The sequence below is a fragment of the Georgenia phoenicis genome (assembly GCF_047302425.1).
In the GTDB taxonomy this organism is placed as follows: domain Bacteria; phylum Actinomycetota; class Actinomycetes; order Actinomycetales; family Actinomycetaceae; genus Oceanitalea.
The window spans coordinates 2,080,032-2,105,133 of record NZ_CP154855.1; the positions used below are offsets into that span (position 1 = coordinate 2,080,032).

General features: G+C 71.7%; 23 protein-coding genes, 1 tRNA gene, 1 pseudogene and 1 other annotated feature. Of the genes and pseudogenes, 19 read left to right on the plus strand and 6 right to left on the minus strand.

Translation table 11 applies throughout. The features are described from left to right. Window positions 1-31: 31 nt before the first annotated feature. Window positions 32-2,203 carry a transketolase gene (gene tkt, locus AA0005_RS09770; protein ID WP_413449980.1) on the minus strand — a complete coding sequence of 724 codons (2,172 nt, stop codon included), beginning with the start codon at window positions 2,201-2,203 and terminating at the stop codon, window positions 32-34. A 299-nt stretch (window positions 2,204-2,502) separates the two neighbouring features. Between tkt and AA0005_RS09775 the strand changes: the two genes are divergently transcribed. The 10 genes from AA0005_RS09775 (at window position 2,503) to AA0005_RS09820 (ending at window position 10,963) form a co-directional block, all read left to right on the plus strand. Beyond that, window positions 2,503-3,441 (plus strand): heme o synthase, encoded by a 939-nt coding sequence (locus AA0005_RS09775; RefSeq protein WP_413449981.1) that lies wholly within the window; start codon window positions 2,503-2,505, stop codon window positions 3,439-3,441. An 8-nt stretch (window positions 3,442-3,449) separates the two neighbouring features. Next, a complete protein-coding gene (gene xerD, locus AA0005_RS09780; RefSeq protein WP_413449982.1) occupies window positions 3,450-4,412 on the plus strand; it encodes a site-specific tyrosine recombinase XerD in 963 nt (320 codons plus the stop codon). 259 nt (window positions 4,413-4,671) lie between these two features. After that, on the plus strand, window positions 4,672-5,028 hold the full coding sequence (locus tag AA0005_RS09785; RefSeq protein WP_413449983.1) for an antitoxin: 357 nt from the start codon (window positions 4,672-4,674) through the stop codon (window positions 5,026-5,028). Between the two features lie 256 nt (window positions 5,029-5,284). Continuing rightward, window positions 5,285-6,151 (plus strand): ParA family protein, encoded by an 867-nt coding sequence (locus AA0005_RS09790; RefSeq protein WP_413449984.1) that lies wholly within the window; start codon window positions 5,285-5,287, stop codon window positions 6,149-6,151. Continuing rightward, entirely contained in the window at window positions 6,138-7,013 is an 876-nt protein-coding gene (locus AA0005_RS09795) for a segregation and condensation protein A (RefSeq protein WP_413449985.1), read from the plus strand. The genes AA0005_RS09790 and AA0005_RS09795 overlap by 14 nt, the downstream gene beginning before the upstream one ends. Beyond that, window positions 7,006-7,626: an SMC-Scp complex subunit ScpB gene (gene scpB / locus AA0005_RS09800; protein WP_413449986.1), complete on the plus strand. Its 621-nt coding sequence runs from the start codon at window positions 7,006-7,008 to the stop codon at window positions 7,624-7,626. Before AA0005_RS09795 ends, scpB begins: the two co-directional genes overlap by 8 nt. Next, window positions 7,623-8,366: a pseudouridine synthase gene (locus AA0005_RS09805; protein WP_413449987.1), complete on the plus strand. Its 744-nt coding sequence runs from the start codon at window positions 7,623-7,625 to the stop codon at window positions 8,364-8,366. Before scpB ends, AA0005_RS09805 begins: the two co-directional genes overlap by 4 nt. 64 nt (window positions 8,367-8,430) lie before the next feature. Continuing rightward, window positions 8,431-9,552 carry a prephenate dehydrogenase gene (locus AA0005_RS09810; RefSeq protein ID WP_413449988.1) on the plus strand — a complete coding sequence of 374 codons (1,122 nt, stop codon included), beginning with the start codon at window positions 8,431-8,433 and terminating at the stop codon, window positions 9,550-9,552. Beyond that, window positions 9,549-10,259 (plus strand): (d)CMP kinase, encoded by a 711-nt coding sequence (gene cmk, locus AA0005_RS09815; protein WP_413449989.1) that lies wholly within the window; start codon window positions 9,549-9,551, stop codon window positions 10,257-10,259. The genes AA0005_RS09810 and cmk overlap by 4 nt, the downstream gene beginning before the upstream one ends. Continuing rightward, window positions 10,256-10,963 carry a lysophospholipid acyltransferase family protein gene (locus tag AA0005_RS09820; protein ID WP_413449990.1) on the plus strand — a complete coding sequence of 236 codons (708 nt, stop codon included), beginning with the start codon at window positions 10,256-10,258 and terminating at the stop codon, window positions 10,961-10,963. Before cmk ends, AA0005_RS09820 begins: the two co-directional genes overlap by 4 nt. Window positions 10,964-11,045: 82 nt before the next feature. Here AA0005_RS09820 and AA0005_RS09825 read toward each other — a convergent pair whose 3' ends face one another. Together AA0005_RS09825 and AA0005_RS09830 are read right to left on the minus strand one after the other, a co-directional pair. Then, on the minus strand, window positions 11,046-11,834 hold the full coding sequence (locus tag AA0005_RS09825; protein WP_413449991.1) for an ABC transporter permease: 789 nt from the start codon (window positions 11,832-11,834) through the stop codon (window positions 11,046-11,048). Next, window positions 11,831-12,727 (minus strand): ABC transporter ATP-binding protein, encoded by an 897-nt coding sequence (locus AA0005_RS09830; RefSeq protein WP_413449992.1) that lies wholly within the window; start codon window positions 12,725-12,727, stop codon window positions 11,831-11,833. The genes AA0005_RS09825 and AA0005_RS09830 overlap by 4 nt, the downstream gene beginning before the upstream one ends. A 130-nt stretch (window positions 12,728-12,857) precedes the next feature. On the opposite strand from AA0005_RS09830, the gene AA0005_RS09835 reads away from it, so the two are divergent. From AA0005_RS09835 to AA0005_RS09850, 4 genes are read left to right on the plus strand one after another with little or no spacing between them, the layout of a single operon-like run. Next, the gene (locus tag AA0005_RS09835; protein WP_413449993.1) at window positions 12,858-14,177 is read left to right on the plus strand and encodes a sensor histidine kinase; all 1,320 of its coding nucleotides are present in this window, start codon (window positions 12,858-12,860) and stop codon (window positions 14,175-14,177) included. After that, a complete protein-coding gene (locus AA0005_RS09840) occupies window positions 14,147-14,836 on the plus strand; it encodes a response regulator (protein WP_413449994.1) in 690 nt (229 codons plus the stop codon). Before AA0005_RS09835 ends, AA0005_RS09840 begins: the two co-directional genes overlap by 31 nt. 51 nt (window positions 14,837-14,887) lie before the next feature. Continuing rightward, on the plus strand, window positions 14,888-16,369 hold the full coding sequence (gene der / locus AA0005_RS09845) for a ribosome biogenesis GTPase Der (RefSeq protein WP_413449995.1): 1,482 nt from the start codon (window positions 14,888-14,890) through the stop codon (window positions 16,367-16,369). Continuing rightward, window positions 16,369-17,397: a hypothetical protein gene (locus AA0005_RS09850; RefSeq protein ID WP_413449996.1), complete on the plus strand. Its 1,029-nt coding sequence runs from the start codon at window positions 16,369-16,371 to the stop codon at window positions 17,395-17,397. Before der ends, AA0005_RS09850 begins: the two co-directional genes overlap by 1 nt. 18 nt (window positions 17,398-17,415) lie before the next feature. Here AA0005_RS09850 and AA0005_RS09855 read toward each other — a convergent pair whose 3' ends face one another. Then, window positions 17,416-18,153, minus strand: coding sequence for a glucose 1-dehydrogenase (locus AA0005_RS09855; protein ID WP_413449997.1), 738 nt, complete (start codon window positions 18,151-18,153; stop codon window positions 17,416-17,418). A gap of 220 nt (window positions 18,154-18,373) precedes the next feature. Here AA0005_RS09855 and AA0005_RS09860 point away from each other — a divergent pair. Beyond that, window positions 18,374-18,447 (plus strand) — tRNA-Pro (locus tag AA0005_RS09860). 40 nt (window positions 18,448-18,487) lie between these two features. Here the strand turns inward: AA0005_RS09860 and AA0005_RS09865 are convergent. Continuing rightward, window positions 18,488-19,123 (minus strand): integrase core domain-containing protein, encoded by a 636-nt coding sequence (locus tag AA0005_RS09865; RefSeq protein ID WP_413449998.1) that lies wholly within the window; start codon window positions 19,121-19,123, stop codon window positions 18,488-18,490. Further along, a pseudogene (locus tag AA0005_RS09870) lies at window positions 19,032-20,238 on the minus strand (IS3 family transposase). Before AA0005_RS09870 ends, AA0005_RS09865 begins: the two are co-directional and overlap by 92 nt. Beyond that, window positions 19,877-19,990, minus strand: a sequence feature (AL1L pseudoknot). Its footprint overlaps the pseudogene before it by 114 nt. Window positions 20,239-20,392: 154 nt before the next feature. On the opposite strand from AA0005_RS09870, the gene AA0005_RS09875 reads away from it, so the two are divergent. The 4 genes from AA0005_RS09875 to AA0005_RS09890 all read left to right on the plus strand — a co-directional run bounded on the left by AA0005_RS09875 (window position 20,393) and on the right by AA0005_RS09890 (window position 25,051). After that, window positions 20,393-22,612 (plus strand): ATP-dependent DNA helicase, encoded by a 2,220-nt coding sequence (locus tag AA0005_RS09875; RefSeq protein WP_413453084.1) that lies wholly within the window; start codon window positions 20,393-20,395, stop codon window positions 22,610-22,612. Between the two features lie 217 nt (window positions 22,613-22,829). Then, window positions 22,830-23,369: a sigma-70 family RNA polymerase sigma factor gene (locus AA0005_RS09880; protein ID WP_413449999.1), complete on the plus strand. Its 540-nt coding sequence runs from the start codon at window positions 22,830-22,832 to the stop codon at window positions 23,367-23,369. Continuing rightward, window positions 23,362-24,027 (plus strand): hypothetical protein, encoded by a 666-nt coding sequence (locus AA0005_RS09885; RefSeq protein WP_413450000.1) that lies wholly within the window; start codon window positions 23,362-23,364, stop codon window positions 24,025-24,027. Before AA0005_RS09880 ends, AA0005_RS09885 begins: the two co-directional genes overlap by 8 nt. A 7-nt stretch (window positions 24,028-24,034) precedes the next feature. Beyond that, window positions 24,035-25,051 (plus strand): ImmA/IrrE family metallo-endopeptidase, encoded by a 1,017-nt coding sequence (locus AA0005_RS09890; RefSeq protein ID WP_413450001.1) that lies wholly within the window; start codon window positions 24,035-24,037, stop codon window positions 25,049-25,051. Window positions 25,052-25,102: the final 51 nt, after the last annotated feature.

Here is a 25,102-nt window from a genome sequence, read left to right on the forward strand (position 1 = left end):
GGCGGCGGGGTGCCGCCGGGGCCCAGGGGTACTACTTGGGCAGGTCGCCCGTGCCGCCCGGGGCGGCGTCCTGCTCGGTGCCGGGGGAGTCCTGGCCGGCCGCGGCCAGCGACTCACGCGCCTTGGCGACGGTCGCCTCGGCGGTGATGCCGAACTCCTCGTACAGGCGCTCGTAGGCGGCCGAGGCGCCGTAGTGCTCGATGCTCACGCAGCGGCCGGCGTCGCCGACGATCTCGTGCCAGCCCTGGGCGATCGCGGCCTCGACGGAGACGCGGGCCTTGACCGAACCGGGGAGCACCTCCTCCTGGTAGGCCTCGTCCTGGAGGGCGAACCACTCGCGGCTGGGCATGGACACGACGCGCGTGGCCACCCCCTCGGCCTGGAGGGTCTCGCGGGCCTCGAGCGCGATCTGTACCTCGGAGCCGGTGGCGATGAGGATGACCTGCGGCGTCCCGCCGGTCGCCTCGGCCAGGACGTAGGCACCGCGGGCCACACCCTCGGCGCTGGCCAGCGTGTCACCCTCGGCCGCACCCGTGCCGCGCGCCGGGTTGGGCACGTTCTGGCGGGTGAGGATGAGGCCGGCGGGGCGCTCGGTGTTCTCGAGGATCGTGCGCCACGCGACGGCCACCTCGGCGGCGTCGGCGGGACGAACGACGTCGAGGCCCGGGATCGCGCGGAGCGCGGCCAGGTGCTCGATCGGCTGGTGGGTGGGGCCGTCCTCACCGAGCCCGATGGAGTCGTGGGTCCACACGAAGGTGCTCGGGATGCCCATGAGGGCGGCCAGACGCACCGGCGGGCGCATGTAGTCGGAGAAGGTGAGGAAGGTGCCGCCGTAGGGGCGGGTGAGGCCGTGGAGCGTGATGCCGTTGAGGATCGAGCCCATGGCGTGCTCACGGATGCCGAAGTGCAGCGTGCGGCCGTAGGGGTTGCCGGGGAACATCTTCGTGGAGCGCTCGACGGGGAGGAAGGACGGCTCGCCCTTCATCGTCGTGTTGTTCGAGCCGGCGAGGTCGGCCGAGCCGCCCCACAGCTCGGGCAGCACGGGCGCGAGCGCGCTGAGCACGGAGCCGGACGCGGAGCGCGTGGAGACGGCCTTGCCCTCCTCGAAGGTGGGCAGCGCGTCGGCCCAGCCCTCGGGCAGCTCACGGTTGCGCAGGCGGTCCAGCAGCGCCGCACCCTCGGGGTTGGCGGTGCGCCACGCCTGGTAGGAGGTCTCCCACTCGGCGCGGGCGGCGGCGCCGCGGTCGCGGACCTGACGCACGTGGGTGATGACCTCGTCGCTCACCTCGAAGGTCTGCTCGGGGTCGAAGCCGAGGACCTCCTTGAGGCCGCGGACCTCGTCGCCACCGAGCGCGGAGCCGTGGATGGCGCCGGTGTTCTGCTTCGTGGGGGCGGGGTAGCCGATGATCGTGCGCAGCGCGATGATCGTCGGGCGGTTGGTCTCGGCCTTGCCGGCCGCGATGGCGGCGGCGAGGGCGTCGACGTCCTCGGTGTAGCCGGTGCCGCCGTCGGTCCAGTCGACGCGCTCGGTGTGCCAGCCGTAGGCGGCGTAGCGCGCGAGGACGTCCTCGGTGAAGGCGATGTTCGTGTCGTCCTCGATCGAGATCCGGTTGTCGTCCCAGATGACGATGAGGTTGCCCAGCTCCTGCACGCCGGCGATGGCGCTGGCCTCGGAGGTGACGCCCTCCTGGAGGTCGCCGTCGGAGGCGATGACGTACACGTGGTGGTCGAAGGGGCTGGTGCCCGCGCCGGACTCCGGGTCGAGCAGGCCGCGCTCACGGCGGGACGCCACGGCCATGCCGACGGCGTTGGCCAGTCCCTGGCCCAGCGGCCCGGTGGTGACCTCGACGCCCTCGGTGTGGCGGTACTCGGGGTGGCCGGGGGTCTTGGAGCCCCAGGTGCGCAGCGCCTTGAGGTCGTCGAGCTCGAGGCCGTAGCCGGAGAAGTAGAGCTGGATGTACTGCGTCAGCGCGCTGTGCCCGGCGGAGAGCACGAAGCGGTCGCGGCCGAGCCAGTGCGGGTCGGCGGGGTCGTGACGCATGACGTTCTGGTAGAGCAGGTAGGCCGCCGGGGCCAGGCTCATCGCCGTCCCCGGGTGGCCGCTGCCGACCTTCTCGACGGCGTCGGCTGCCAGGATGCGCGCGGTGTCGACCGCCCGACGGTCGAGGTCGGTCCACCCGGCCTGGGTGCTGGTGTCGCTCACTAGGTCTCCCTCGGTGTGGGTCACGGCCGGCCGGGACCCCGGCCGGTACGTCTACGGATGTGTCGACCCTATCGCCGCCGCCCACCCCAGTGAGATTGTTGCCAGATGGTGCACACGGCGCACCCGGTGTGAGCAAGTAGCCACCCGCTTCCGGCGCGGATGACTGGCCCCGCCCGGGGGACGGCCCCGTAGGATGGGGGTTGCCCGCGCGACAGGCGGAGCGCGAGATTGGATGTGAACGACGCGTGCGTAGTGTGCAGCCGGCGCCCGGGCGCCAGACCGAGGAGGTGGCACCCCACGTGTCCGACCGATCGACGCTGCGGTCCAGCCCCGGCCCGTCCGGACCGACGACGACCCGCGCCGACCGCGTCAAGGCCTATGTCGCGCTGACCAAGCCGCGCATCGTCGAGCTCCTCCTCATCACGACCGTCCCCACGCTCTTCCTCGCCGCCGACGGCTGGCCGGGCCTGTGGCTCACCGTCGCGACGATGATCGGCGGCTACGCGTCCGCCGGCTCGGCGAACACGTGGAACATGATCATCGACCGGGACATCGACCGGCTGATGAACCGGACGAAGCAGCGCCCGCTCGTCACCGGCGTGCTGTCCGTGCGGCAGGCGACCGTCTTCGCCGTCGTCCTCGGGGTGTTCTCGTTCCTCTGGTTCGGGTTGCTCGTCAACTGGGCGTCCGCATGGCTTTCCTTCGCCGCCGTCGCGATGTACGTCGTCGGCTACACGCTGCTGCTCAAGCGGCGCACCACCCAGAACATCGTCTGGGGCGGCGCGGCGGGCTGCATGCCCGTGCTCATCGGCTGGTCCGCGGTGACCGGCACGGTGGAGTGGCCGGCGCTGGTGCTCTTCGGGATCATCTTCTTCTGGACGCCGCCGCACTACTGGCCCCTGTCCATGCGCTTCAAGAAGGACTACGCGCGCGCCGAGGTGCCGATGCTGCCCGTCGTCGCCTCGGACACGAAGGTCGCCGTCCAGATCCTCGTCTACGGCGCGGCCATGGTCGCCTGCTCCCTCGTCCTCGTGCCGGTCGCGGGGATGACGTGGGTGTACGCCGTCATCGCCGGCGCGGCAGGGGCGTGGTTCATCGCCGGGTGCCTGCGGCTGCTGGCCCGCGCCCGCCACCCCGAGCGCGGCAAGCTCGCGGCGATGAAGGTCTTCCACGCCTCGATCACCTACCTGACGATCGTCTTCGTCGCCGTCGCGGTCGACCCCTTCCTCCCGCTGTAGGCACCGACGTGACGGGCACGACGACGACGTCTGCCGCGCGGCCGGGACCCGCGCCGCTCGAGCGCGCCCTCGAGGAGTACCTCGCACACCTCGGGGTGGAGCGGGGCCTGAGCGAGCACACCCTCTCGGCATACCGCCGCGACCTCAGCCGCTACGCGGCGTACCTCGCCGCGCGGGGCCGCCGGGAGCTGGGGGAGGTCGCGGAGAGCGACGTCGCGGAGTACGTCGAGGCGCTACGCACCGGGTCCGACGGCGGCCGCGCGCTGGCCGTCTCCTCCGCGGGACGGGCGGTGGTGGCGGTGCGGGGCTGGCACCGCTTCGCCGTCCTCGAGGGCCAGGCCGCCCACGACCCGAGCGCGGACGTGCGTGCCCCCTCGACGACGCGGCGGCTGCCCAAGGCACTGAGCACCGACGACGTTGAACGGCTCCTCGAGGCCGCGTCCCTCGGTGAGGGGCCGGTGCCGCTGCGCGACCGGGCGCTGCTCGAGGTCCTCTACGGCACCGGTGCCCGGATCAGTGAAGCCGTGGGGCTGTCCGCCGACGACCTCGACCTCGACGGCGGTACGGTGCGCCTCTTCGGCAAGGGCCGGCGCGAGCGGGTGGTGCCGGTGGGGCGCTACGCGATCGAGGCGGTCGAGGCCTACGTCGTGCGGGCCCGCCCGGAGCTGGCGCGCGCCGGCCGGGGGACCGCGGCCCTGTTCCTCAACCAGCGCGGCGGGCCGCTGAGCCGGCAGAGCGCCTGGGCGGTGCTGCAGACCGCCGGCGCTCGCGCCGGCCTGGGGGAGCACGTCTCCCCGCACACCCTGCGCCACTCCTTCGCCACGCACCTGCTCGCCGGCGGCGCCGACGTGCGCGTCGTCCAGGAGCTGCTCGGCCACGCCTCGGTGACGACGACGCAGATCTACACCCAGGTGACCGTCCAGGCGATGCGCGAGGTCTACGCCACCGCCCATCCCCGCGCCCGCGCCTGACACACCCTCCGCGCTGACAGCACACTTACCGCCGACAGCACACTTACCGCCGACAGCACACTTACCGCCGACAGCACACTTACCGCCGACAGCACACTTACCGCCGAGAGCTGGATTCTCCGCGCTGGTCGCGACCCGGCGCCTCCCTGCACTGCGGTGCGCCGCGTCAGTCCCGCAGGCACATCGGCTGCGGTTGTGCTCGGCGTGCGGCCCCCGCCCGTGGCGCCCATCCTGGCTGCACCCCGACCGAGGAGGACTCATGGGACTTGGTGACATGGCCAAGAAGGCCAAGGACGCCCTGAGCAGCGACAAGGGCGAGCAGACGAGCGACCGGGTGCTCGACGGCGCGGCGAACCTCGCGAACAAGGTGACCGGAGGCAAGCACGCCGACAAGATCCAGCGTGGCCGGGACGCCGCCGACGAGCGGATCGGCACCGACGACCGCACCGGCACCACCGCGACGGGCCCCACGAGCACCACCACCCACGGCACGGGCGGGACGGACGGCGTCAACGCGGTCGGCAACGCCGGCGGCAGCGGGCACGGCACGGGGACGACCGCCGCCGGGGCGGAGCAGCCCGGTCCGGACGAGCCCACCGGCCGCCACCGCGCCTGACCTCCCGGCCCGTCACTGAACCGGCAGCCGACGTCCGCCGACGAGCTCCTGCTCACGGAGACTCCGGCTGTCGGCGAGGATGGGGGCGACGTCGCGGAGACTCCGGCTGTCGGCGGTAAGTGTGCTGTCGGCGGTAAGTGTGCTGTCGGCGGTAAGTGTGCTGTCGGCGGGGGAGGAGGGGTGCGTCGGCGGGAAGTGGGGGGGTGCTTCCGCGTGCCGCTCGCTTCGGACGGTGTCGGCGAACTAACGTGGAGGGGTGAGCGACGCACACCAGCCGACCCTGATCGACGCCTCCGGCGACGGGCAGGTCGCCGACTTCCCCGAGCCGGCGCCGCTCGACGCCCACGGCCCGGCGCGCATCATCGCGATGTGCAACCAGAAGGGCGGGGTCGGCAAGACGACGACGACGATCAACCTCGGCGCCGCGCTGGCCGAGTACGGGCGCCGCGTCCTCATCGTCGACTTCGACCCGCAGGGCGCCGCCTCCGCGGGCCTCGGCGTCAACGCCAACGAGCTCGACCGCACGATCTACTCCGTCCTCATGGAGCCGCGCTCGGACGTGCGGGAGATCATCCACGAGACGGCGGTCGAGAACCTCGACATCGTCCCGGCGAACATCGACCTGTCCGCCGCCGAGGTCCAGCTCGTCACCGAGGTGGCCCGGGAGCAGGCCCTCACCCGCGTGCTGCGCCCCGTCCTGGACGACTACGACCTCATCCTCGTCGACTGCCAGCCCTCGCTGGGCCTGCTCACCGTCAACGCCCTCACCGCGGCGCACGGGGTGATGATCCCGCTCGAGGCCGAGTTCTTCGCCCTGCGCGGCGTCGCCCTCCTCATGGAGACCATCGACAAGGTGAGCGAGCGGATCAACCCGCGCCTCCAGCTCGACGGCATCCTCGTGACCATGTACGACGGCCGCACCCTCCACGCCCGCGAGGTCCTCGAGCGGGTCCGTGAGGGCTTCGGCGACCGCGTCTTCGACACGCTCATCGCCCGCACCATCAAGTTCCCCGACGCCACCATCGCCACCGAGCCGATCACGAGCTACGCACCCAACCACGCCGGTGCGCACGCCTACCGGCGCCTGGCCCGTGAGCTCGTCGCCCGCGGTGACGTCGCCTGACGCGGCCGCGGCCGCACCCCCCACCCCGCAGCCAGCGGCCGCCGGCGCCGCGCCCGACCGCACCGCCTTCGCGGTGACGCTGGAGAACTTCTCCGGCCCCTTCGACCTCCTGCTCTCGCTCATCGCCAAGCACAAGCTCGACATCACCGAGGTCGCGCTGGCGAAGGTCACCGACGAGTTCATCGCCCACCTCGCCGACCAGGCGGAGTGGGACCTCGGGCAGGCGAGCGAGTTCCTCGTCGTCGCCGCCACGCTCCTCGACCTCAAGGCCGCCCGCCTCCTGCCGCGCGGCAGCGTCGAGGACGAGGAGGACCTCGAGCTCCTCGAGGCCCGCGACCTCCTCTTCGCCCGGCTCCTCCAGTACCGCGCCTACAAGGAGGTCGCCGGCGACCTCGAGCGCCGCTGGGCCGTGGGCACCCGCTCCTACCCGCGCTCGGTGGCCCTGGAGCCGCACTTCGCGGCCCTGCTGCCCGAGCTCGTCATCCGCGTCGGCCCCGAGCGCCTCGCCCAGCTCGCCGCCGCGGCCTTCGCCCCGCGCCCCGGCCCGCCGCAGGTCGACCTCGGCCACCTCCACGCGCCGGTCGTGCCCGTGCGCGAGCAGGCCGCCCTCATCGTCGACCGCCTGCGCCGCCAGCGCACCGCCACCTTCCGGGCGCTCACCGCCGACGCCGAGTCGACCGCCGTCGTCGTCTCCCGGTTCCTCGCGCTGCTCGAGCTCTTCCGCGAGGGCGCCATCGCCTTCGACCAGGCCCAGCCGCTGGGCGAGCTCACCGTACGGTGGTCGGGCAGCGAGGAGGGCGACGTCGCCGTCGCCGACGACTACGACGCTGAGAACGAGGACGAGGAACCCACGGATGACTGAGGCCGCCGAGCAGGAGGCACCCCGTTACGAGGCGGTGCCCGACGACGTCATGCCCCGCGAGCACCTGGCCGCCCTCGAGGCGATCCTCATGGTCGTCGACGAGCCAGTCCCCGCAGCCCAGCTCGCCGGCGTCCTCGGCCTGCCCACCGGCCAGGTCGTCGAGCTGCTCACCGAGCTCGCCGCGGACTACGCGGGGGCGCGAGGCGGGCGCCCGCGCGGCTTCGAGCTGCGCGAGGTCGCCGGCGGCTGGCGCGTCTACTCCGCACCCGCGTACGCCGACGTCGTCGGCCGCTTCGTCGTCGACGGCCAGACCGCGCGCCTCACCCAGGCCTCCCTCGAGACCCTCGCCGTCATCGCCTACCGCCAGCCCGTCTCGCGCGGGCGGGTGGCCGCGATCCGTGGCGTCAATGTCGACGGCGTCGTCCGCACCCTCCTCGCCCGCGGGCTCATCGAGGAGGCCGGCCACGACGACGACGGCGGAGCGGTCCTCTACCGGACCACCTCCTACTTCCTCGAGCGGATGGGGCTGGGCTCGCTGGCAGACCTGCCCCCGCTCGCCCCCTACCTGCCCGACCTCGACACCCTGGACGACCTGGAGGGAGACCTGCGATGACCGACGTGCACCAGCCCGGAGGCACCCGCCTGCAGAAGGTTCTCGCCGCTGCGGGCTTCGGCTCCCGCCGCGCCTGCGAGAACCTCATCGCCGACGGCCGCGTGACGGTCGACGGGCAGCGGGTCGAGGAGCTCGGCACCCGCGTGGACCCGGCGACCGCCGTCATCCACGTCGACGGGATCCGCCTCCAGCTCGACGAGACGAAGGTGACGCTCGCGCTCCACAAGCCCGCCGGCGTCGTCTCCTCGATGAAGGACGAGCAGGGCCGCCCGGACCTGTCGCAGCACGTCGCCGACCGCGCCGAGCGGCTCTTCCACGTCGGACGCCTCGACGAGCAGACCGAGGGGCTCATCCTCCTCACCAACGACGGCGAGCTGGCCCACCGCCTCGCGCACCCCTCCTACGAGGTCGCCAAGACCTACGTCGCCACCGTCGAGGGCGAGGTCCCGCGCGCCCTGAGCCGCCGCCTGCGCGAGGGCATCGAGCTCGAGGACGGCCCCGCCCGCGCCGACCGCTTCACCGTGCTCGAGACGACGCCGCGCGCGTCCGTCGTCGAGATCGAGCTCCACGAGGGCCGCAACCGGATCGTGCGCCGCATGCTCGAGCACGTCGGCCACCCGGTGACCCGCCTCGTGCGCACCCGCTTCGGCACGGTGCGTCTGGGCCAGCTCAAGCCGGGCCACACCCGGGTGATCAGCGGCACCGAGCTCGGCACGCTGATGTCGAGCGTCGGCCTGTGAGCCGGGCGGTAGTCTGTCCCGGGCGCCGCGCCGGGCGGCCCGCGAGCAGGGAGGAAGCAGGAGCGTGACGAGCCAGGCGGCACCCCTGACGACGGGCCCCGTCAAGGTCGTCGGCACCGGGCTCCTCGGCACCAGCATCGCGCTGTGCCTCAGCGGCCAGGGCATCGCGGTCCAGCTCGCCGACGCCTCGCCCTCCGCGCTCGCCCTCGCGCGCGACATGGGCGCGGGGGAGCCCGTCCACGACGCGAGCCCCGAGCCCGCGCTCGTCGTCGTCGCCACCCCGCCGGACGTCGCCGGCCCGGTCGTCCTCGACATGCTCCGCCGCCACCCCGCCGCCGTCGTCACCGACGTCGCGAGCGTCAAGGCCGTCATCGCCGCCGAGGTCGCCGAGGGGGGCGACGACGGCGCCCGCTCCCGCTACGTCGGCTCGCACCCGATGGCGGGCCGCGAGCAGTCCGGCGCCGCCGCCGCGGACGCGGACCTCTTCGCCGGCCGTCCCTGGGTCATCGCCGCCGACGACGCCGCCTCCGCCACCGCGACCGCCGCCGTGCGCGGCCTGGCCCTCGACCTCGGCGCCCTGCCCGTGGCCCTGGAGCCGCAGGAGCACGACGACGCCGTCGCCCTCGTCTCCCACATCCCCCAGCTGGCGGCGTCGCTCGTCGCGTCACGGCTCGTCGACGCGCCCGAGGCCGCACTGTCTCTCGCGGGCCAGGGCCTGCGGGACGTCACCCGCATCGCCGGCTCCGACCCGCGGCTGTGGGCCGCGATCCTCGTCGGGAACGCCGGCCCCGTCGCCGCGGGCCTGCGCGAGCTACGTGCCGATCTCGACGCTCTCATCGCCGGCCTGGACCGCGCCGCGACGGAGGGCCCGCTGGCCCCCGGGGCGATGGGCGCGCTGAGCGCCGTCGTCTCGGCCGGCAACACCGGTGTGGGGCGGATCCCGGGCAAGCACGGCGGTGCGCCGCGCCGCTACTCGACCGTCCAGGTGCTCGTGCCGGACGAGCCCGGCGAGCTGGGCCGTCTCTTCGGCGAGGTCGGCGAGATCGGCGTGAACATCGAGGACCTCACGCTCGAGCACTCGGCCGGCGCCCGGGTGGGCATCGCCCACCTCTCGGTGGTGCCGGCCGCGGCGGCCGAGCTGGAGCACGAGCTGACGACCCGCGGATGGAGAGTGGTGGCGGAATGACCGCACCGGTCACGGTGGCGATCGACGGGCCCTCGGGCTCGGGCAAGTCGACGATCAGCAGGCGGCTCGCGGCCGCGGAGGGCCTGGCCTACCTCGACACGGGGGCCATGTACCGGGCCGCGACGTGGTGGTGCCGCCGCCAGGGCGTCGAACTGACCGACACCGCGGCGGTGTCCGCGGCGGTCGAGACGATGCCGCTAGACATGGGCACCGACCCGGGCGACCCGACGATCGTGTGCGACGGCGTCGACATCACCGCGACGATCCGCACCTCCGAGATCTCCTCGGTGGTCTCCGCGGTAGCGACGAACCTTGACGTCCGCGCCCAGCTGCGCGAGCGGCAGCGCGCGATCATCACGGCCGAGCGGCAGCCCGGCGGGCACAGCGAGGGCCGCGGGATCGTCGCCGAGGGGCGCGACATCACGACCGTCGTCGCCCCCGACGCCGACGTGCGCATCCTCCTCACCGCCGACGAGGCCGCCCGCCTGGCCCGGCGCGCCCGCGAGCTCCACGGCACCGTGGACGAGCACGCCATCGCCGCGACCCGCGACGAGGTCGTGGGGCGCGACGCCCAGGACTCCACCGTCTCCACCTTCCTCACCGCCGCCGACGGCGTCGTCACCATCGACTCCTCGGCGCTCGACATCGACCAGACGCTCGACGTCGTGCGCCGGGTCGTCGCGCAGGCGCGGGAGGGGGCGCGGTGAGCACCGCACAACCGGCCGCCCAGCCCTCCCGCGGCGCCCGGGTCAAGCCCGAGGACATCTACCGCTGGGGTCCGATCTGGTCCCGGCGCGTGGGCCAGTTCCTCGACCACGTGTGGTGGAACACCAAGGTCTACGGGGCGGAGAACGTCCCGCGGACCGGGCCGGTCGTCGTCGCCTCCAACCACACCGGGGTGATCGACGGGCCGCTGCTGCACGGCGCGGTGCCGCGCGGCTCGCACTTCATCATCAAGCAGGAGTTCTGGGACTCCCCGCTCGGCTTCCTCATGACGCTCGCCGGCCAGATCCCGGTGGACCGGAGGAACGGACGTGCGGCGCTCGTCGTCGCGCAGCAGATGCTGGCCGAGGGGCGCGTCGTCGGGATCTTCCCCGAGGGCAACCGCGGCACCGGCAACGTCCAGTCCACGCGCGCGGGCGTCGCGTGGCTCGCGGTCCACGGCAACGCGCCGGTCGTCCCGGTCGCCTGCCTCGGTACGCGCCCGGCGGGCAAGAAGGTCGGCTACGTGCCGCCGCCACGCTCGCGCCTCCACATCGTCTTCGGCAAGCCGATCGTCGTCGACACCGAGCGCGGCGAGGGCGGCAACCGCGAGGTCATGACGCGGGCCATGGAGAAGATCCACCAGGGCCTGGCCGCCCACGTCGAGGACGCCGTCCGCCAGACCGGCATCCCCCTGCCCACTCACTGACCCGTTCCTCCACTCCCACTCCTACTCTCGCCGACAGCCGGATTTCGCCTGGCGAAATCCGGCTGTCGGCGTAGGAGAGGGGCTAGCTCACGTCGCGGCGGGCGGTGCGCCAGAGGCCGACGGCGAGCGGCACCCCGATCCACACGAGAGCCGACGTCCCGAGCTGGGCCCATGCCGTCGCCGTCATGGCACCCTCCATGAGGGGGCCCATCGCGGAGTCGAGGCTGAGCCACTCCGCCGGACCCTGCAGAGCGGAGACGAGCATGGTGAGCACGGTCCACACCGTCGGCAGCGCGAGGTAGGCGACGATCGCGATCGGCGTGCTCAGCAGCGCCAGGCCGAAGGCCACGCCCTGGCCGATGAGGAGCAGCAGCGAGAGGAGCATCCCGCCGAGCAGCGACCACTCCATGGCCCAGGAGCCGTTTCCGTCGAGGGCGACCATCCCGATGACGTTGAAGAAGGCACCGGCCAGCAGCGCCGCGACCATGACCGCCAGACCCAGGGCGACGGCGGAGACGATCTTGGCGGCGTTGACCCGGGTGCGGCGCGGCTCGAGCGTGAAGGTCGTCAGCGCGGTGCGCTGGGACCACTCGCCGGTCGCTGCCATGATTCCGATGAGCGGCAGCAGCAGCATCTGCGCGAGCGAGGACGCCATGGTGAGCTCCTGCCAGGTGCGGAGTTCCGGCTCCCCGGTGAACAGGACGAGGGCGATGAGCCCGGCGTTGAGCAGAACGATCACGCCGAGCAGCCACACGCCGGCGCGGGTGTCGAGCTGCTTGCGCAGCTCCACGAGAGTGAGCCGGCCGAAGGGGACGGCCGGGGGAGCGGTGCGGGACGCCGTCGGGCGCGGGCGGGCGGTGGTCGTGGTCATGCTGCGGTCTCCTCTCGCCCGTGCTGGGCGGTGGTGTCGAAGAACAGGTCCTCCAGGCCGGTGGCGTCAGTGGGACGCAGGTCGGTGAGGACGACGGCGGCCGCCAGGGCGGTCCGTCCGACCTCCTCCGCCGTGGCCGACGTCGTCAGACCGGCCCCGGCGCGGGTCACCTCGTGCCCGGCGGCGGTGAGGGCGCGGGCGAGGGCGTCGTCGTCGAGGCTGCGCACCTGCGTGCCCGGGGTGGCGAGGAGCTCCTCCGCGCTGCCCTGGGCGAGGATGCGGCCGCTGCCGATGATGACGAGGTCGTCCGCGACGGCCTCGACCTCGCGCAGAAGGTGGGAGGACAGGAGGACGGTGCCGCCCTGGTCGGCGAAGTCGCGCAGCAGGGCCCGCATCCAGCGGATGCCGGCCGGGTCGAGGCCGTTGACGGGCTCGTCGAGGATGAGGACCTCGGGTTCGCCGAGCAGCGCGTGGGCCAGGCCCAGGCGCTGGCGCATGCCCAGGGAGTAGGTGCGTGTCCGCGCGCCGGCCTCGGAGGCCGTGAGCCCGACGGTCGCGAGCACCTCCTCCACGCGCCCAGCGGGCAGGCCCATGAGCTGGGCAGACAGGTGGAGGATCTCGCGGCCGGTGCGGCCGGCGTGCTGTGCGGAGGCGTCGAGCAGCACCCCGACCCGCCGGCCCGGGTTGGTGAGCTCGCGGAAGGGCGAGCCGAGGATCGTGGCGCGTCCCGACGTCGGGGTCGTGAGGCAGGTGAGCATGCGCATGGTGGTCGACTTGCCGGCGCCGTTGGGGCCGAGGAAGCCGGTGACGCGGCCGGGCCGGGCGGTGAAGGAGACGTCGTCGACGACGGCGCGGGTCCCGTACCGCCGGGTGAGGTTCTCTGCGGTGATCATGGCGACCACTCTTCCGGGCGGCGGCGCCCCGAGGATCGGCGCTCCGGCTCGGCCGGGTCAACCTTTCGGCTGACGACGGTGAGCCCGCCGGCTGACCGGTGGATCAGGCCCGTTCCCTAGGCTGGCGCCCATGCAGACCGTGGCCACCACTCCCGCCGTGCCCGTGGCGCCCGGCGCGCGACGCGACGACGACGGCGCCGCAACCGGACGGCCGCCCGCCCTGCGCCCGTGGTCGCGCATCTGGCGCTACCTCGCGGCAGCGGGGATCGCCATCGTCCTGTGGCTCGCCGTCTCCGTCGACTTCATCGCGGTCGCCGAGCTCGACGGCTCCGACGACGTCGCGGGCCGCGTGGGCGCCGCGCTCCTCCTCGACGGCGTGCTCGGCGTCATCGGGCTGTGCCTGCTCGCGCTGCGCCGCCGCCACCCACTCCTCACCGCGGTGGTCACCGGCCTGTTCGGGATGGTGTCCGCGGCGTCGCTGGGCGCGGCCGCGGTGACGGCGGTATCGGTGTCCACGTGGCGGCGCTGGCAGTGGGTCGTCCCGGTGATGGCGACCTGGGCGTGGTCGACGGTGTTCTACGAAATGGTCTGGCGCCCTGCCATCATCGGCGACGCCATCCCGGCCGCATTCGCCACCCTCTCCGGGGCCTTCGCGATCGCCATGGCCGGCACCTGCGCGGCGACCGGCTACTACGTCGGCGCCCGGCGCGAGCTGCTCGCCACCCTGCGCCAGCGCGCCGAGACGGCCGAGCGCGAGCAGGCCGCCAAGGCCGATGCCGCCCGGGAGGCCGAGCGCACCCGTATCGCCCGGGAGATGCACGACGTCCTCGCCCACCGGATCTCGCTCGTCGCCATGCACGCCGGGGCCCTCGCGTACCGCACCGACCTGTCCCCGGAGGAGACCGCCGAGGCCGCCGGCGTGATCCAGCACAACGCCCACCTCGCGCTCACCGAGCTCCGCGAGGTGCTGGGCGTGCTGCGCGCCCACGGCGCACCGGCCCACGACGACGCCGCGCCCGCCGAGCCGCCGCAGCCGCTCCTCGCGCAGGTACGCGAGCTCGTCGACGGCGCGCGCGTCCAGGTCGAGGCGGCGCTCGACGCGAGCGGCCTGCCCGGTGGGGACCTGCGCGGGGTCGCCGAACTGCCGGCGACCCCCTCGCGGACCGCCTACCGCGTCGTCCAGGAGGCGCTGACCAACGCGTGCAAGCACGCCCCGGGGAGCGACGTCGTCGTCCACCTCGCCGGCGGGCCGGGCGGGCTGCTCACCATCGAGGTGCACAACGGTCCGCCGACGCCGGGGCGTGCGGTGCCGGCCGCGCCCGGGAGCGGCTACGGTCTCGTCGGGCTGGCCGAGCGGGTGGAGCTGGCCGGGGGAGTGCTCGAGCACGAGGCAGGTCCGGGCGGCTCCTTCACCGTGCGATGCTGGCTGCCGTGGGAGGAGAGGGAGTGAGCGCGTCGCGCGTGCGGGTCGTCGTGGTCGACGACGACGCCCTCGTCCGCACCGGGCTGCGGCTCATGCTCGGCGGGAGCGACGTCGTCGAGCTCGTCGGCGAGGCGGGGGACGGGCACGAGGGGCTCGCCGTCGTCGAGCGGGAGCGGCCCGACGTCGTGCTCATGGACATCCGCATGCCGGGCCTCGACGGGCTCGCGGCCACCCGGAGGTTGACCGAGCGCGGCTCGAGCGCGCGCGTCATCGTCCTCACGACCTTCGACACCGACGAGATGGTCCTCACCGCGCTGCGGCACGGCGCGGCCGGCTTCCTCCTCAAGGACACCCCGCCCGCCCGGCTCGTCGACGCCGTCGTCCGCGTCGCGCGCGGTGAGCCGATGCTCTCCCCGAGCGTCACCGCCCAGGTCATCACCGCGGCCACCCGCACCCCCGACGACTCGCGCGAGAAGCACGCCCGGGAGCGGGTCGCGCGGCTCACCGACCGGGAGCGGGAGGTGGCCGTCGCGATCGGGCGCGGGCTGTCCAACGCGGAGATCGCCGCGGAGCTCTACCTGGGCCTGGCGACCGTCAAGACCCACATCGGGCGGCTGTTCACCAAGCTCGAGGCGAGCAACCGCGTCCAGATCGCCCTCTGCGTCCACGACGCCGGCCTCACCTGAGGTCAAGGTCCCACGCGCGGCGTTAGCGTCCGAGCGCCCGGACACGCGACAATGGCCGGCGTGAGTGACACCGAGGACTTCCCGACCACCCCGGCCGACGACGAGCAGCGCGCCGCGGCCCTGCGCGCCGGGCTGTCCGACTACGTGCTGGACGAGGAGGACGCCGCCCTCCTCGCCGCCGGCGACGAGAGCCCCGCCCAGGACGGGCCGGAGGCGCCGCTACCGGTGCTCGCCGTCGTCGGCCGGCCGAACGTCGGCAAGTCGACGCTCGTCAACCGCGTCCTCGGGCGCCGCGAGGCCGTGGTGCAGGACGTCCCGGGCGTCACCCGTGACCGCGTGAGCTACCCCGCCGAGTGGGCCGGGCGGCGCTTCACGCTCGTCGACACCGGCGGCTGGGAGCACGACGCCGCGGGCCTCAACGCCCGCGTGGCCGAGCAGGCCGAGGTCGCCATCTCCATGGCGGACGCCGTCATGTTCATCGTCGACGCGACCGTCGGCCCCACGAGCACCGACGAGCAGGTGGTCCGCCTGCTGCGGAAGTCCGGCAAGCCGGTCGTCCTCGTCGCGAACAAGGTCGACTCGCAGATGCAGGAGGCCGACGCCGCGGCGCTGTGGTCGCTGGGCCTGGGCCAGCCGTGGCCGGTCTCGGCGCTGCACGGGCGCGGCTCGGGTGACGTGCTCGACGCCGCGATGGCGGTGCTCCCGGAGGTCTCCGCGGTCGCCCACCCGCTGCCCGAGGGCGGCCCCCGTCGCGTGGCGCTCGTCGGGCGCCCGAACGTCGGCAAGTCGAGCCTCCTCAACGCGATCGCCGGCCAGCAGCGCGTCGTCGTCGACTCCACCGCCGGCACCACCCGCGACCCGGTCGACGAGCTCGTCGTCCTCGGCGACCGCCCGTGGTGGCTGGTCGACACCGCCGGCATCCGCCGCCGCGTCCACCAGACCAAGGGCGCGGACTTCTACGCCTCCCTGCGGACGCAGTCGGCGCTGGAGAAGGCGGAGGTCGCCGTCGTCCTCATCGACTCCTCGGTCCCGCTGACCGAGCAGGACACCCGCGTCATCCAGCAGGTCATCGAGGCGGGGCGCGCGCTCGTCATCGCCTACAACAAGTGGGACCTCATGGACGACGAGCAGCGCCACATCCTCGAGCGGGCGGTCGAGCAGGACCTGGTCCAGGTGCAGTGGGCGCCGCGCGTCAACATCTCCGCCAAGACCCGCTGGCACGTCGACCGCCTCGTCAAGGCGCTGGACACCGCCCTGGGCGGCTGGGACACGCGCATCTCGACCGGCAAGCTCAACTCCTTCCTCGGTGAGCTCACCGCCGCGAACCCGCACCCGGTGCGCGGGGGCAAGCAGCCGCGCATCCTCTTCGCGACGCAGGCCGACAGCCGCCCGCCGCGCTTCGTCATCTTCGCGACCGGCTTCATCGAGCACGGCTACCGCCGCTTCATCGAGCGCAAGCTGCGCGAGACCTTCGGCTTCGTCGGCACGCCGATCGAGATCAGCGTGCGCGTGCGCGAGAAGCGCCGCCGCTGATGGCCGACGGCGCGGTATCCCGCCGGCACGTCCTCCTGCGCTGGGGGCTGCCGCGGGACCCGCGCGCCGGTGAGCACGTCCTGGGCTTCGTCCTCACGACGGTCGTGACGATCGTCGTCACGCGTGGCTACCTCCAGCTCACCGGCTTCCCCCAGATCGGCGGGGAGACGCTGCACGTCGCGCACGTCCTGTGGGGCGGGCTGTTCATGGCGCTGGCCATGGTGCTGGCGCTGTCCTTCGCCGGGCCGGTGATCCGGCCGCTCGTCGCCTTCCTCGGCGGCATCGGCTTCGGCCTGTTCATCGACGAGGTCGGCAAGTTCCTCACGAACGACAACGACTACTTCTTCCAGCCGGCGCCGATGATCATGTACCTCACGCTGGTGCTGCTCGTCATCCTCGCCGACGTGCTCCACGGGCGCCGTCCGCCGCACCCGAGCGAGCAGCTGGCGGCCGCGGCCGACCACGCCGTCGCCGGGTTGGCGGGCGGGCTCAGCCCCCAGCGCCGGGAGGTCGCGCGCGAGCTGCTGCGGCAGGGGAGCGGCGGCCGTGGGGAGGCGGAGGTCGAGGCGCTCCTCGCCGCCGTCCCCGACGACCACAGCGAGCTCCCCGACCCGCTCGAGCTCGCCACCCGCAAGGTCCGTGGCCTGCTGCGCGGCGTCGTGCGCGGTTCGTGGACGACGGCGGTGGCCGGGGCGCTGCTCGTCCTCGCCCTGGGAGGGGGCGCCGTCGTCATCCTTGCCGCCGACGACGGCGCACCGGCCTGGGCCCTGTGGCTGGCGGCCGGCTCGTCGGTCGCCGTCGTCGCGTTCGCGGTGCGCGCGTGGACGTTGCTGGGGAGGGCGAGGTACCAGGCCTTCCAGTGGCTGCGTCGCGCGCTGCTCCTGCAGCTGCTGGTGACGGTCGTGGGGCTCTACCGGCTCGCGCCGTGGGAGGCGACGGCCGTCATGGGCATCGCGCTGCTCGGGCTCGGCGTCGTCGTCGCGGAGAAGGTGCGGCTCGAGCAGACGGGGCAGGGCGCCGCTCACTGACGGCGCCCTGCGCCTACGTCAGCTCGTGGGCAGGCCGGCGAGCTCACCGCCGTCGGCGATGAACTCCGCGCCGGTGCAGAAGGTCGACTCGTCGCTGGCGAGGTAGACGACGAGGTAGCCGATCTCGAAGGGCTTGCCGGCGCGGTGCATGGCGACGTGCTGCTGCTCGGCGGCGAGGCCCTCGGTCATCGGGGTCTCGATCATCCCCGGGTGGATCGAGTTGACGCGGATGTTGTCCGGGCCGAGCTCGATGGCTGCCGTCTTGCTCATGCCGCGCACGCCCCACTTGGAGGCGACGTACCCGGCGAGGTCCGGGTAGCCCTGGAGACCGGCGGTCGAGGAGATGTTGATGATCGAGGGGTTCTTCGTCGACGCCTTGAGGAGCGGGAGTGCGGCCTTCATCCCGTAGAAGACGCTGGAGAGGTTGATGGCGATGATCCGGTCCCAGCGCTCGTAGGTGAAGTCGGTGAGGCTGCCGAAGTCGGCGATGCCGGCGTTGTTGACGAGGACGTCGAGCCCACCGAAGGTCTCCTCGACCTTGGCGACGGCCGCCGCCCACTGCTCGATGCTGGTGACGTCGTGGTGGAGGTAGACGGCGGACTCGCCGAGCTCGGCGACCAGCGCCTCACCGTCCTGGTCGAGGATGTCGGTGACGAGGACCTTCGCACCCTCCGCGACAAGGAGGCGAACCGCCTCCGCGCCAAGCCCGCGGGCTCCTCCGGTGACCAGTGCGACCTTGCCGGCGACCCGTGCCATGTCAGACTCCTTCGGTTGGTTGGGGTGCGCCGGGTGACGGCGCTCACACCACCGTAGGGGCGCGGCACGGCGGGCTTTCGGGACGTTGGGCCGCCGGCCCTTGGTCCCGCTGACGACGTTCCCGACCCGTCCGACGTGACGCCGCGCACAACGGTCTGTCGCGGTTTCAGTTCCGGCCCGCCCCTGGGGTAACCTTCTCTAGGTTCGTTCGCGAGCCAGACGGGCTGTGGCGCAGCTTGGTAGCGCACTTGACTGGGGGTCAAGGGGTCGTGGGTTCAAATCCCGCCAGCCCGACAGATGTGATGTCGCAAGACATCGGCGACAGCCCGAATCCTCAGTGTGGGGGTTCGGGTCTTGTCGTTTCTTGGGGTTGGTAGGTGCGTGTGGTGTCGAGGGTGAGGTCGCGGAGGATCTCGCCGGTGGCGGCTGCAGCGATGGTGATGTGGAGGTCTTGGATGACCATCACGATCGGGGTGCGGGCGTGGGCGCGGCCGATGCCGATCTTGTAGAGGTGTCCGCTGTGGCGCAGGGTGACCTTGCCGGCGGTGTCGATCCGGTCGGTGCGGACGCGGTTGTCGCGGCCGTGGGGTGAGCCCAGGGGGACTGCCTTGGGCGTGGCGGCGTAGATGGCCGCGGGTGTGCGTCGGCCCAGGGAGCGGTGGGGGCGGGTGTTGTTGTAGTAGTCGGCGAAGGTGTCTAGGCGTTGCTGGAGCTCGGCGATGGTGTGGGCGGGGCCGGTCGCGACGAGGTGCTTCTTGAGGGTCTGTTGGAAGCGTTCGACCTTGCCCTGGGTCTGGGGGTGGTTGGGTTTGCCGTTCTTCTGGTGAACGCCCAGCGCGATGAGCAGGCGTTGGAAGGCGTTATGAACCGCCCCGGGTTTAGTGGAGACTCGGTTCTCTGGTTTCGGCCGTCGTGGTGACGGGGTTCTGACGGTAGTGGTTGGCCTCGTGCTCGGCGGGTGGAATGTCACCGAGCTCGGAGTGCAGGCGGCTGTTGTTGAACCAGTCGACGTACTCCAGGGTGGCGATCTCGACGTCCTCGAGGTTGCGCCAGGGGCCGCGGCGGCGGATGAGCTCGGTCTTGAACAGGCCGATGGTGGACTCGGCCAGGGCGTTGTCGTAGGCGTCACCCACGGTCCCGATCGAGGGCTGGACACCGAGCTCGGCGAGCCGCTCGGTGAAGGCGATGGAGGTGTACTGCGAGCCGGCGTCGTCGTGGTGAATGAGCCCGGCAAGGTCGGTGACCCCGGCGCGCCCGCGGGACCAGGCCGCCATGTTCACCGTGTCGGTGACCAGGTCGGCGCGCATCGTGGTGGAGGCTTTCCAGCCCACGATCATCCGGGAGAACACGTCGATGGTGAACGCGACGTAGACGAACCCGGCCCAGGTCGCGACGTAGGTGAAGTCCGCGACCCACAGCTGGTTCGGGCACTTGCGGTGAAGTCGCGGTTGACCAGGTCACCGGCCCGTATCCCGTCCTTCGCCGGGATCTTGGTGCGCCGCGTCCTGCCGCGGACCGCGCCCTGCAGGCCGGCGTTACGCATCAGGCGTTCGACCGTGCAGCGCGCCACCGGCCGGCCGATCCGGTTCAGGTGCTTCCACATCTTCCGCGCGCCGTAGACCCCGTAGTTGGCCGCGTGCTCGGCACTGATGACCTCACCGAGCTCGGCGTCGGCCACCGCCCGGGCCGAGGGTGAGCGCTTCTTCGCGGCGTAGTAGGTGCTCGGGGCGACCTGCAACTGGGTGCAGATCGGCTCGACCCCGAACTCCTCCTTGTGCTCGTCGATGTACTTCACGATCACCGATGTGGGCGGTCGAGCTCCGCCGCGAAGAAAGCCGAGGCGCTCTTGAGGATCGCGTTCGCCCGCCGCAGCTCGCGATTCTCCCGTTCCAGCTCGGCCAACCGCTGGGCATCACTGGTCGTGGTGCCCGGCCGGTCTCCGGCATCGACCTCAGCCTGGGCAACCCAGCCACGCAGCGTCTCGGGGTTGATCCCGAGCTGCTCTCCCACCCGCCGACACGCCCCCACACGTGACTCGGGATCCTTCTTCGCTTCGAGCACCAGCCGCACGGCCCGCTCACGCAGCTAGTCGGGGTACTTCCTCGGTGCGCTCATAGCTCTCATCCTCCGTGGACTGAGAGCCTCCATGGAACCCGGGGCGGTTCATAGCTCTCATCCTCCGTGGACTGAGAGCCTCCATGGAACCCGGGGCGGTTCAATGCAAGATCGCGAAGCCGTGGTGGGGATGATCGCCCACGCTGCGGAGTCTGTGTCGCTGCGGTTGACGCCGCCCGACCTCGCCACCAGCCCGGCCGCATTCCGGCGGGTGGATGGCACGAGCGTGTTCCGCCCGAAGCACTCGACTGTGTTCTCCTCCGATCTGCTGCTCGCGGCCGAGGACCGGCTGCTCGACCGCTCCCGCAACCTGAGCGCGCCCACCGTCCCGCTCCCCACGGTGGAGAAGATCACCGCCCGTCCTGATGCCGAGGGGCGGATGCTCGGCGAGGATCAGGCCGACGCGCTCATGAAGATCGCCGTCTCCGGCCGCGTCCTCGACGTCCTCGTCGGCCCGGCGGGTGCCGGGAAGACGACGGCCATGTCGGCGTTGCGGCGTGCGTGGGAGACCGAACACGGCGCGAGGACCGTCGTCGGCTTGGCACCGTCCGCGGTGGCCGCGCAGGTGCTCGCAGACGACCTCGGGATCGCGACGGAGAACACCGCGAAGTGGTGGCAGAACCATCTCGTCCACGGCGAGGACTTCCGGGCAGGTCAGCTCGTCATCATCGACGAAGCCTCCCTGGCTGGCACCCTCTCGTTGGATCGGATCACGCATCTGGCCGAACGGGCCGGGGCGAAGGTGCTGCTGGTGGGCGACTTCGCCCAGCTCCAGTCCATTGACGCCGGCGGCGCATTCGGACTCCTCATCGGTGACCGGGACGATGCGCCCGAGCTGGTCGACGTGCACCGGTTCACCCACGAGTGGGAGAAGACCGCCTCCCTCGCCCTCCGTCACGGACGTACGCAGGTGATCGACACCTACCTCGACCACGACCGCATCCGCGACGGCGACGCCGAGGCGATGACCGACGCCGCCTACACCGCCTGGCGCGCCGACCGGGAGCACGGGTTGGTGTCGGTGCTGGTCGCCGAGACCCGCGACCACGTAAGCGCCCTCAACCAGCGCGCCCGTGCCGACCTGATCCTCGACGGCACGTTGAAGCCGGGCCGGGAGGTCGAGCTGAACGACGGCACCACCGCCGGGGTCGGGGACACGATCATCACCCGCCGCAACGACCGCCGCCTACGGTCCGGGAAGACGTGGGTGCGCAACGGCGATGCCTGGACCATCACCGGCGTCCGCGACGACGGGTCGGTCACGATCCGCAAGACCGGGCGCCGGTTCGGCGGCTCTATCGTCCTCCCCGCGACCTATGTGGCCGAGCATGTCGATCTGGGCTACGCGATCACCGCGCACCGGGCGCAGGGCGTCACCGTCGATACTGCGCACGTGCTGGTGGAGCCGACCACCACTCGGGAGAACTTCTACGTCGCGATGACCCGCGGCAAGCACGCCAACCGCGCCTACGTAATCCTCGACCGGGCCGACGAGCACGCCGAGCCGCATCCGGGCGACAACCCCGACGCCACCGGCCGGTCGGTCCTGTTCGGCGTGCTCCAGCACGTCGGTGCGGAGTTGTCCGCGCACGAAACCATCACCGCCGAACAGGAGCACTGGGGCTCGATCGCCCAACTCGCCGCCGAGTACGAGACCATCGCCGCCGTAGCCCAACGAGACCGCTTGGCCACCCTCATCCGATCCTCCGGCCTCACCGCCGAACAAGCCGACACCGCGATCGAGTCCGAGGCGTTCGGGGCACTCACCGTCGAACTGCGCCGCGCAGCGGCCAACCACCACAACCTCGACACCCTGTTTCCGCGCCTGGTCGCCGCGCGCGGGTTCACCGACGCCGACGACATCGCCTCCGTCCTGCACTACCGCGTCGCCCGCGCCACCGCACGCCCGGCGGGCTCGGGCCGCACCCGCAAGACGCCACGGCTCATCGCCGGACTGATCCCGTCCGCGGACGGCCCGATGACCGACGACATGCGGCAGGCCCTCGAAGAACGGCGCGAACTGATCGAGACCCGTGCCGACGCGGTGCTCGACACCGCACGCGAGGTCGGCGAGCCCTGGACCAAACCACTCGGCCAGCCGCCCCGCGACCCACGCGAGGCAGCGGCGTGGCGACGGCACGCCCGCACAATCGCCGCCTACCGCGATCGCTACGGCATCACCGAAGACACCCCGCTGGGGCCGGAACCGGAGGACACGGGGCAGAAGATCGAGTTCGCCCGCGCAAGAAGTGCGCTCGCACGGTCACGTGCGATTGCTCGGCAGCGCCCGACCGCTGCCGAGCGACGACCTGTCGAGCACGCTGCCCCCGAGCGGCGCCTGTGACGCGACCCTGCCCGGGTCGGACGCAAGATCCGACACGTCTAGATACGTCACGGAACTGACTGCAAGCGAGACAATCGTCAGGAGGGCGGTCCAGGTCTGCACCAGGATGGCCTAACTGCGTCAGGTGCTATCTCGACTACGAGGTGAGGAGGACGAGGCCGATGATGAGACAGCCTCGCTGGTGCCGGCGCTGGGGCGAGGGGCCGAGGCGGCAGCGATGACGAACATGCCGCCAGACCTCGGTGCTCTCTACCTCCGCCATCGAGACGCTATGCACAAGGTTGCGGCCTCAGTGCTGCGCGAGGCTGGTCGCGCCTCTGAGGCGGAAGACGCGGTGCAGGACGCGATCGTCTCCATCATGGCTTCGCCTCCGGAGAATGTGCGGAACTGGGAAGCATTTCTGGTGACCGCGGCGAAGCGAAAGGCACTGGATCGAATCAGATCAGCAGAGGTACGGCACGCCGGCCCCGAGTTCGTCGAAGCCATCCATGACCGCGCCGATGATTCCGACCTCGCGGAAGACGTCGCGGAAGCCATCGACCAACAAGAGCGTGCTGGTCATGCGTGGGACTGTCTCGCGATATTGGACGAACGCCATCGAAAGGCGGTGTGGGAGACCGCAGCGTTGGGGCGGCCGCGATCTGAGGTGGCAGCAGAAATGAACGTGAGTCCGGCGCGTGTGAGCCAGATGGTGACGAGATCGCTAGCGCTCCTTCGAGAGGAAATGCGCAGAAAGGAGGAAGGAAACGATGAATGATGACGAACGCGACAGGCTTGTCGCCGAGCTGCTCGAACGACCCCAAGAGCGCGAACTTATCCTGCGTGACGCCGAGCTGAACGACCGAGAGCGCGTAGAACTTGATGGCATCGTTGAGACGGCGGACGCACTCTGGCTAGCCGCCCAAGGCGCGCCCGCACTTGAAGACGACCCCGTGGCAGCAATGCTGGGTCTACTCCCTGACAGCGAATGTCGTCTCGACTCTGCCGCATTGTCTCGCGTAAGAAAGCGTGCGCAACTGAGCGTCAGTGATGTCGCCGCACGGCTGGATGAGCGAGGGTGGCAGTTCGACAAGAGCGACGTTTTCAGGTGGGAGACCCGTACAGCGGCAGACGTACCCCCCGCCGTGGTACAGGCAATCGCTGACATCCTCGGAGCACGGGTAGACGACCTGATCTCAGCTCCGTCATCGGCTTCTCTGCCCGATCATGTAGGCGCTGTACGCGCGCATCCGCTGTTTGAACAGCTCGTCGCGCGCTGGTCGCAGGCCCGACGAGTGTCACGTGCCGTGGCTGCTGCGACGCTCGAAAGCCGGATGCTTGCGACCGTACACCGAGGGGAGCACCCGGACACAGAGCAACTGTTGCGCTCGCTTGACGCCCTTGTCGTCTCTGTCGAGCAAGCCGATCGAGGGTGAGACCCGCATGAACCTGGAAGGTTGTGTTGACCAGGCACTGTCCCTGCTGACGGATGATGTTCGAGCCCGTTTCGCCGGGGACCCGGTTAGCGTCCTCCGCGACGACCTTGAGCTGACTGTCAGAGCCGTCGAACACCTGGCTAGCTCCCGTGACGACGGTGGCGCGTGTGATGGCGTCTCGTTCCTCCAAGATGGGGTGATCCTGTATGCGCCCACGCCAGCGAGTCGGCGTGAGAACTTCACACTCGCCCACGAACTTGGGCATTGGCTCGCCGAGAGGGCCCCGGACATCTATGACTGGATAGCCGACCAGGACGAGCCCGGCCGCCTTCTCGAAACCGTCTGTGACCGGATCGCCCAGCGATTGCTCTTGCCCGAGTCTGCGGCAACAGCGGTTATCGCTAACGGACCGATCAGAGCGCAGCACCTGATCGACCTCTATAACGCCTCCCAGGCCAGCCGGCCGGTGTGCGCGATCGCTCTCGCCAAGCACCTGCCCGGCTTGGGGGCCATCGCGATCATCGACCGCTACACCGGCACCGTCACGCACGCCAGCGTCAAGCCCGACCCCGAGCAAGGTTGGCCGACGGTTTTCCCTTGGCGTGACCAGAAGCTCACTGAAGGCCACTCCCTACTCGGCCTGGCACCAGGAGCATCTGCGGCTCGGCGCCTGTCCTGGCGCACACCCTGGGGCATGCAAGCAGACTTCTACGTCGACGCCATCGGGGATGACAAGCGCGTCATGGCCGTGTTCTGCGACCGAGACGTTTGGGAAGTCGAGCAGTTTCATGCGCCCATCCAGCGCGAGTTCGACACCCGCCCCCTGCTCACGGGGTCATGCTGCGGGACCAGTTTCGAGCGCCGTGGGTACCCCTGCTCGGACTGTGGTCAGCCGTTCTGTCCTCGTTGCGGCGACTGCCGCTGTCAGCGAGATGCCAAGCACGCACTGACCTGCACCGAGTGCTTCCTTCAGTTCCAGCCACACCTCGTTGTCGACGGCCTCTGCGTGGACTGCCGTTCCTGACGCTAACTCCACACAGCCCTATCTCGACTACTCAGTGAGAGCCCCCGCGGA

Excerpts from the sequence above, each read along its gene's own strand:
- AA0005_RS09835 (WP_413449993.1), top strand. The coding sequence starts at position 12,858 with ATGCAGACCGTGGCCACCACTCCCGCCGTGCCCGTGGCGCCCGGCGCG.
- AA0005_RS09885 (WP_413450000.1), top strand. The coding sequence starts at position 23,362 with ATGAATGATGACGAACGCGACAGGCTTGTCGCCGAGCTGCTCGAACGA.
- AA0005_RS09830 (WP_413449992.1), bottom strand. The coding sequence starts at position 12,727 with ATGATCACCGCAGAGAACCTCACCCGGCGGTACGGGACCCGCGCCGTC.
- AA0005_RS09880 (WP_413449999.1), top strand. The coding sequence starts at position 22,830 with ATGACGAACATGCCGCCAGACCTCGGTGCTCTCTACCTCCGCCATCGA.
- cmk (WP_413449989.1), top strand. The coding sequence starts at position 9,549 with ATGACCGCACCGGTCACGGTGGCGATCGACGGGCCCTCGGGCTCGGGC.
- der (WP_413449995.1), top strand. The coding sequence starts at position 14,888 with ATGGCCGGCGTGAGTGACACCGAGGACTTCCCGACCACCCCGGCCGAC.
- AA0005_RS09890 (WP_413450001.1), top strand. The coding sequence starts at position 24,035 with ATGAACCTGGAAGGTTGTGTTGACCAGGCACTGTCCCTGCTGACGGAT.
- scpB (WP_413449986.1), top strand. The coding sequence starts at position 7,006 with ATGACTGAGGCCGCCGAGCAGGAGGCACCCCGTTACGAGGCGGTGCCC.
- AA0005_RS09850 (WP_413449996.1), top strand. The coding sequence starts at position 16,369 with ATGGCCGACGGCGCGGTATCCCGCCGGCACGTCCTCCTGCGCTGGGGG.
- AA0005_RS09805 (WP_413449987.1), top strand. The coding sequence starts at position 7,623 with ATGACCGACGTGCACCAGCCCGGAGGCACCCGCCTGCAGAAGGTTCTC.
- AA0005_RS09840 (WP_413449994.1), top strand. The coding sequence starts at position 14,147 with ATGCTGGCTGCCGTGGGAGGAGAGGGAGTGAGCGCGTCGCGCGTGCGG.
- AA0005_RS09785 (WP_413449983.1), top strand. The coding sequence starts at position 4,672 with ATGGGACTTGGTGACATGGCCAAGAAGGCCAAGGACGCCCTGAGCAGC.
- AA0005_RS09855 (WP_413449997.1), bottom strand. The coding sequence starts at position 18,153 with ATGGCACGGGTCGCCGGCAAGGTCGCACTGGTCACCGGAGGAGCCCGC.
- AA0005_RS09825 (WP_413449991.1), bottom strand. The coding sequence starts at position 11,834 with ATGACCACGACCACCGCCCGCCCGCGCCCGACGGCGTCCCGCACCGCT.